Source organism: Streptomyces sp. NPDC060031, assembly GCF_042736805.1.
GTDB lineage: Bacteria > Actinomycetota > Actinomycetes > Streptomycetales > Streptomycetaceae > Streptomyces.
The window spans coordinates 1-6316 of sequence record NZ_JBHWVM010000171.1 but is presented as its reverse complement, the minus strand read 5'-3'; the positions used below and the strand labels follow the sequence as shown (position 1 = coordinate 6316).

Genomic DNA, 6316 nt, shown 5'->3' with positions numbered 1-6316 from the left:
CTCCGCCCCCAGACCCCCGCGCCTCGAACGCCGACGAGGCTGAATTCAGCCCCGCCGGCGTTCGAGGCCCGGGGTCCGGGGCCGGAGCCCCGGGAGGCGGCGCCTCAGGCGGACTCGGCGGCTCACCACCCCGCGGGGTCCGCGGTGGCCACCGCGAAGACCGAGCCGTCCGGGGCCGACGCGAAGACACGGCCGGGCGCGGCCACCGGCGCCGGCAGGGTCGCCGCGAAGGTGTCCCGGCCCCCGCCCATCCGCGGCTTCGTCTGCCCGGCCAGCCGACCCGCGGCCGCGTCGACGGCCAGCAGCCTGCCGTCCGCCGCCGCCAGGTACACCCGCCCGTCGGCGAACACCGGCCGGGAGGCCACCGACACGCCCGTCTCCAGCCGCCACTCCTCCTTGGCCGGGCCCACCGCCGCCAGCGCGCCCGTCGTACCGAACACGTACGTCACCCCGTCCGGGCCGACCGTCGCCTCGGCCTCGTACAGCGGCGCCGACAGCCGCACCCGCTCCGCCGCGTGCGTCGCCAGGTCCACCCGCACGACCGCGCCGCTGCGCGCGTCCGCGTCCCGGTCCAGCAGGAACACCGCGCCGCGCGCGACCCCCACCGGCCGCAGCCGGCCCGCCGGCCGGGCCTGCCAGCGCACCGACCCGCTCACCGGGTCCACCGCCGAGAGCTGCGTGGCCCTGCCGCCCGCCTCGGGGGTCGCCACGTACACCGTCGCCGGCTGCCCCGGCTCCTGCGGCCCGCCCCACCACACCGAGCCGACCCCGCCGAGCTGCTTCGTCCAGCGCACCGCCCCGCTCGCCGCGTCCAGCGCGGTGACGTCCCCGTCCGGCCCCGCGACCAGCGCCTGACCTCCGGCCGGCACCACGTGCGCGCCCCGCGGCAGGCCGTGGTGCCAGCGCTCGGTGCCCGTCGCCGGGTCGAGCGCCTGGAGCAGCTCGCTGCCCGGAGCCACCGCGAGGACCAGCCCGCCCGCGCCGAGGGGAGCGCCGTCGGCCGCCGGGCGCGAGGCCGGCGCGGAGGCCCGTACGGACCACAGCACCGAGCCGTCCGCCGGGTCGAGCCGGGCCGCGGTCAGCCCCGGCCCGGCGCAGTACAGCGCCGCGGCCTCCCAGGAGCAGGCCGCGTTCCGCTCGCCCAGGGACGCCGCCCAGGGTGCGAAGGGCTTCGGGCCGGGCCCGGGCAGCTCCCGCGTGGTGACCGGCCCCGTCGGCCCGTCCCCCGACGCGGACCAGACGTACCCGCCGACCGTCCCGGCCGTGAGCAGCAGCCCGAGGCCCGCGGCCAGCGCCACCCGGGTCCGCCGCGGCCGCCGCGCGGCCGATGCCGCCGCGGCGAGCCGGGCCCGCAGGTGCGTCACCTCGTCGCGGCCCGGGTCCGCGCCGCCCCCCGGCCGCCTCGGCCGGGGGATGAAGGCCTGGGTGTCCTCGCCGGTCGGGTACGCGAGTGCCCGCATTTCCCCGATCAGCGCGTCGGCCGTGGGCCGCCCGGCCGGGTCCTTCGCCAGGCAGCGGGCGACGAGCGGCGCGAGCTTCGGCGGCAGCCCCGTCAGATCGGGCTCGCCGTGCACCACCTGGTACGCCACGAGGTAGTGGCTGTCGGAGTCGAAGGGCCCCCGCCCGGTCGCCGCGTGCACCAGCACCGCGCCGAGGGCGAAGACGTCGGCGGCGGTGCCGACGTCCCGGGGCCGCTGGAACTGCTCCGGCGCCATGAACGGCGGGGTCCCGATCAGCTTCCCGGTCTCGGTCCGCAGATCGCTGTCGGCCGGCCGCGAGATGCCGAAGTCGATGACCCGCACCCCGTCCGCGGCCATCAGCACGTTGCTGGGCTTCAGGTCCCGGTGCACCACGCCCGCCCGGTGGATGTCCCGCAGCGCCTCCGCCAGCCCGGCGGCGAGCCGCGCCAGTTCGACCGGGGTGAGCACGCGCTCCCGTACGCGCTCGGCGAGCGTCGGGGCGTCGATGAACAGCGTGGCCATCCAGGGCCGCTCGGCATCGGGGTCCGCGTCCACGACGGGTGCGGTGAACGCCCCGCTCACCCGCCGGGCGGCGGTGACCTCCTGCCGGAAGCGGGCCCGGAACTCCGGGTCGACCGCGTGCTCGGGATGCACGATCTTGACGGCGAGTTTCAGCCCCGAGCCGGAGGTGGCCAGGTGGACGACGCCCATGCCCCCGGAGCCGAGTACGGACTCGAGCCGGTACTGCCCGGCGTATTCCGGAAATCCCACGTAGTCCGCGCGCAGCGAATGCACCGCTCACCACCCCCGCCGGAGCCTAGTCGATGGCCCGTAGGAATATCCAAGGTCCTGCTACCCTGCGCGAGTTGCGCAGAGTGACACCCAAAGGGGGAGTTTCCACATGTCGCTTGAGAACGATTCAAGCCAAGTACAGAGCCTTGCCGAGGCCTCCGGATTCCCGAGGTTTCCGGTCGCGCCCGGCTACCGCGTGAACGTCCGCAGCGGGCCGGGGACCAACTACTCCGTCGTCGACGTCCTGCCGCTCGGCGCGACCGTCGGGATCCGCTGCCAGTGCTCCGGCACGACCGTCTCGGGCCCGTACGGCACCACGGACATCTGGGACTGCATCGGAAACGGCCAGTTCGTCTCCGACGCGTACGTGAAGACCGGCAGTGACGGCTACGTCGCCACGCAGTGCGCCTGACTTCCGGCCCTGACTTCCGGCCCTGACCAGCCGGCCCCCGGCGGGGGATACTCGCTGGTGTGAGCGACGACCAGCGAGACCAGACCCCCGCCGAGCCGGCCCAGGCCCAGGCCTCGGCCCCCGCCCAGGCCCCGGCCGCCGCGCCTGCCTCCACCGGTCCGGAGCCGGAGCCGATCCGGTTCTTCGGCACCACCTGGGTGAACCACGACGGGGGCTACGCCCTGCGCCGTGCGGGCGTCGCCGTCGGCGCGCTGATCACCGCCTTCGCGGCGGCGCTCCTCCTGCGCCTCTCCTACGAGGGCCTGGAGATCGGCAACGTCGGCGCGTTCCTCAGCATGTCCGTGGTCATCCTCTTCGCGATCGCCAGCTCCATCGCCTTCGCCAAGACGTGGGATTCCTTCACCCGTCGCCCGGCCCCGTCCTCCGACGAGGCCGCCCTCAAGGGCCTCAAGGCGATCGGTTTCATCGGCAGCCTCATCGCGTACTTCCTGCGCTGCTTCGTCGAGGCGCCCGGCGAGAAGCTGCGGCGCGCCGAGTACGAGCGCGCGACGGTCGAGTTCGCCCGCCGCCGCAGCTCCCGCACCGGCAACCCGGCGGCCCGCCGCCCCAAGCGCAAGAAGTAAGGGCCGCGAGCCGAGGCCGGGAGCCAAGCACCGGGAGCCAAGGCTGCGTCCGTCCGGCCGATTGACGCCCCGGCACAGCCGGGAGCATTATTCATCACATGATGAATAACCGGCCCGAACGACCGGCTCCCGCCGTGCACGCGCACGGCCTCACCGTCCGCCGCGGCACCGGCCGCGCCCCCCGCACCGTCATCGACGGCATCGGATTCGACGTCCCCCGCGGCCGCATCACCGGCCTCCTCGGCCCCTCCGGCTGCGGAAAATCCACCCTCATGCGCGCCGTCGTCGGCACCCAGGCCAACGTCACCGGCACCCTCGACGTCCTCGGCCGCCCCGCCGGCCACCCCGAGCTCCGCCACCGCATCGGCTACGTCACCCAGGCGCCCTCCGTCTACGACGACCTCACGGTGCGCCAGAACCTCGACTACTTCGCCGCGATCCTCGACCCCGGCCGCGCCGCCGCCGAACGCCGCCACGCGACCGTCACCCGCGCCATCGCCGACGTCGACCTCACCGGCCACGCCACCGCACTCGCCGGCCAGCTCTCCGGCGGCCAGCGCAGCCGCGTCTCCCTCGCCGTCGCGCTCCTCGGCACCCCCGAGCTCCTCGTCCTCGACGAACCCACCGTCGGCCTCGACCCCGTCCTGCGCCGCGACCTGTGGAACCTCTTCCACGACATCGCCGCCACCCGCGGCGCCACCCTCCTCGTCTCCTCGCACGTCATGGACGAGGCCGAGCGCTGCCACGACCTCCTCCTCATGCGCGAGGGCCGGATCCTCGCCCAGGACACCCCCGACGCCCTGCGCACCCGGACCCGCTCCGCCACCGTCGAGGAGGGCTTCCTCCGCCTCGTCGACGAGGCCGACGCCGCCGCCCGCGCGCAGTCCCGTACGACCCAGGAGACCGAAGTCCGATGACGACCGCCCGCACCACCGCCACCGCGGCCCGCGTCCTGCGCCAGCTCCGCCACGACCCGCGCTCCATCGCGCTGATGCTGCTGGTCCCCGTACTGATGCTGGTCCTGCTCCGCTACGTCTTCGACGGCACCCCCCGCACCTTCGACAGCATCGGCGCCAGCCTCCTCGGCATCTTCCCGCTGATCACGATGTTCCTCATCACCTCCATCGCGACCCTGCGCGAACGCACCTCCGGCACCCTCGAACGCCTCCTCGCCATGCCGCTGGGCAAGGGCGACCTCATCGCCGGCTACGCCCTCGCCTTCGGCGCCATGGCCGTCGTCCAGTCCCTGCTCGCCACCGGCGTCGCCCTCTGGGTCCTCGGCCTCGACGTCGTCGGCTCCCCGTGGCTGCTGCTGCTCGTCGCGCTGCTCGACGCACTCCTCGGCACCGCGCTCGGCCTCTTCGTCTCGGCCTTCGCGGCCTCCGAGTTCCAGGCCGTCCAGTTCATGCCGGCGGTGATCTTCCCCCAGCTGCTGCTCTGCGGCCTCTTCGCCGCGCGCGACACCATGCAGCCGGTCCTCGAAGGGCTCTCCGACGTCCTGCCCATGTCCTACGCCGTCGACGGCATGACCCAGGTCCTCACCCACACCGACATGACCGCCGAATTCATCCGCGACGCCGTCATCGTCGCCGGCTGCGCCCTGCTCGTACTGGCCCTCGGCGCGGCCACCCTGCGCCGCCGCACTCCCTGACCGCACCGCCTGACCGCACTGCGGACACCCGCCCGCCGCCACCTGCGCGAGTGCAAGGATGAGGAGGTATCCGCAGCACGCGTGCATATAGAGAAGTTCGGCGAGGTGAATCGGGCATGACCCAGACAGTCGCAGTCCTCGGTACCGGCAAGATCGGCGAGGCCCTGCTCAGCGGGATGATCCGCGGCGGCTGGCCCGCCACCAAGCTCCTCGTCACCGCCCGCCGCCCGGAGCGCGCCGAGGAGCTGGTCGCCCGCTACGGCGTGGAGTGCGTCAGCAACGCCGAAGCCGCCAAGCGGGCCGACACCCTCATCCTCACCGTGAAGCCGCAGGACATGGGCAAGCTCCTGGAGGAGCTCGCCCCGTACGTCCCCGCCGACCGCCTGGTCATCAGCGGCGCCGCCGGCATCCCCACCTCGTTCTTCGAGGAACGCCTCGTCCCCGGGACCCCGGTCGTGCGCGTCATGACGAACACCCCCGCCCTCGTGGACGAGGCCATGTCCGTCATCTCCGCCGGCAGCCACGCCACGGCCGCGCACCTGCGGCACACCGAGGAGATCTTCGGGGGAGTCGGCAAGACCCTGCGCGTCCCCGAGTCCCAGCAGGACGCGGCCACCGCCCTCTCCGGCTCCGGGCCCGCGTACTTCTACTTCCTCGTCGAGGCGATGACCGACGCCGGCATCCTCCTGGGCCTGCCCCGCGCCCAGGCCCACGACCTCATCGTCCAGGCCGCCGTCGGCGCCGCGGTGATGCTCCGCGACAGCGGCGAGCACCCGGTGAAGCTCCGCGAGGCCGTCACCTCCCCGGCGGGCACGACGATCAACGCGATCGTCGAGCTGGAGAAGCACGGCGTACGGGCAGCCCTGATCGCCGCCCTCGAAGCCGCGCGCGACCGCAGCCGCGAGCTGGCCTCCGGCAACAGCTGACACCGTGACGACAGAGGCACCGGGGGCCCCGCGCGAGCGGGGCCCTTCTTCGTACGGGTGACGCCCGCCCATGGGTTGACACATGCTTGCGGTGTCCGTAAGGTTCTTCGAGTTGTCCGAAGTGAGCGCCGACCCCCGGTCGGTCCCCGGACAGCCATCCCGCACTACACACATTCGAACGAACGACGCACTTCGTCGTCTCGTTTTCATGCGTATTTGCGAATGAGGAATCTGCGTTCAAGGACGCGGCCGCCGATTAGGTTCGGGGGCAAGGAATCCGCTACTGTCTCACTCGCCGCAAGGGCCCAACAGCCCGAACGGCAAATCCCGTTGACTGGGAGTCAGGCCCGAAAGGTTCTGATAGAGTCGGACTCGCCGGAAAGGGAAAGCGCGAAAGCGCAGAACCTGGAAGGCGAAAAACCGCGGGACCGAGTCTGATAGAGTCGGAAACG

At 73.5% G+C, this 6316-nt stretch carries 6 protein-coding genes; 5 read left to right on the top strand and 1 reads right to left on the bottom strand.

Annotated elements, in window-relative coordinates:
* Nucleotides 1-122 precede the first annotated feature (122 nt).
* Nucleotides 123-2255 carry a serine/threonine-protein kinase gene (locus ACFWB8_RS36340; RefSeq protein WP_385237387.1) on the bottom strand — a complete coding sequence of 711 codons (2133 nt, stop codon included), beginning with the start codon at nt 2253-2255 and terminating at the stop codon, nt 123-125.
* Between the two features lie 106 nt (nt 2256-2361).
* Between ACFWB8_RS36340 and ACFWB8_RS36335 the strand changes: the two genes are divergently transcribed.
* The 5 genes from ACFWB8_RS36335 (at nt 2362) to proC (ending at nt 5864) form a co-directional block, all read left to right on the top strand.
* Complete coding sequence (locus ACFWB8_RS36335; protein WP_385237384.1) at nt 2362-2664, top strand: peptidase; 303 nt, start codon at nt 2362-2364, stop codon at nt 2662-2664.
* Nucleotides 2665-2723: 59 nt separating this feature from the next.
* Complete coding sequence (locus ACFWB8_RS36330) at nt 2724-3287, top strand: hypothetical protein (protein ID WP_385237381.1); 564 nt, start codon at nt 2724-2726, stop codon at nt 3285-3287.
* 98 nt (nt 3288-3385) lie between these two features.
* On the top strand, nt 3386-4204 hold the full coding sequence (locus tag ACFWB8_RS36325) for an ABC transporter ATP-binding protein (protein ID WP_385237378.1): 819 nt from the start codon (nt 3386-3388) through the stop codon (nt 4202-4204).
* Nucleotides 4201-4938: an ABC transporter permease gene (locus ACFWB8_RS36320; protein WP_385237375.1), complete on the top strand. Its 738-nt coding sequence runs from the start codon at nt 4201-4203 to the stop codon at nt 4936-4938. The genes ACFWB8_RS36325 and ACFWB8_RS36320 overlap by 4 nt, the downstream gene beginning before the upstream one ends.
* A gap of 116 nt (nt 4939-5054) precedes the next feature.
* Nucleotides 5055-5864 (top strand): pyrroline-5-carboxylate reductase, encoded by an 810-nt coding sequence (gene proC, locus ACFWB8_RS36315; RefSeq protein ID WP_385237371.1) that lies wholly within the window; start codon nt 5055-5057, stop codon nt 5862-5864.
* Nucleotides 5865-6316 lie beyond the last annotated feature (452 nt).

Coding starts and splice junctions, on each gene's coding strand:
- ACFWB8_RS36335 (WP_385237384.1), top strand. CDS start 2,362: ATGTCGCTTGAGAACGATTCAAGCCAAGTACAGAGCCTTGCCGAGGCC.
- ACFWB8_RS36325 (WP_385237378.1), top strand. CDS start 3,386: ATGATGAATAACCGGCCCGAACGACCGGCTCCCGCCGTGCACGCGCAC.
- ACFWB8_RS36320 (WP_385237375.1), top strand. CDS start 4,201: ATGACGACCGCCCGCACCACCGCCACCGCGGCCCGCGTCCTGCGCCAG.
- proC (WP_385237371.1), top strand. CDS start 5,055: ATGACCCAGACAGTCGCAGTCCTCGGTACCGGCAAGATCGGCGAGGCC.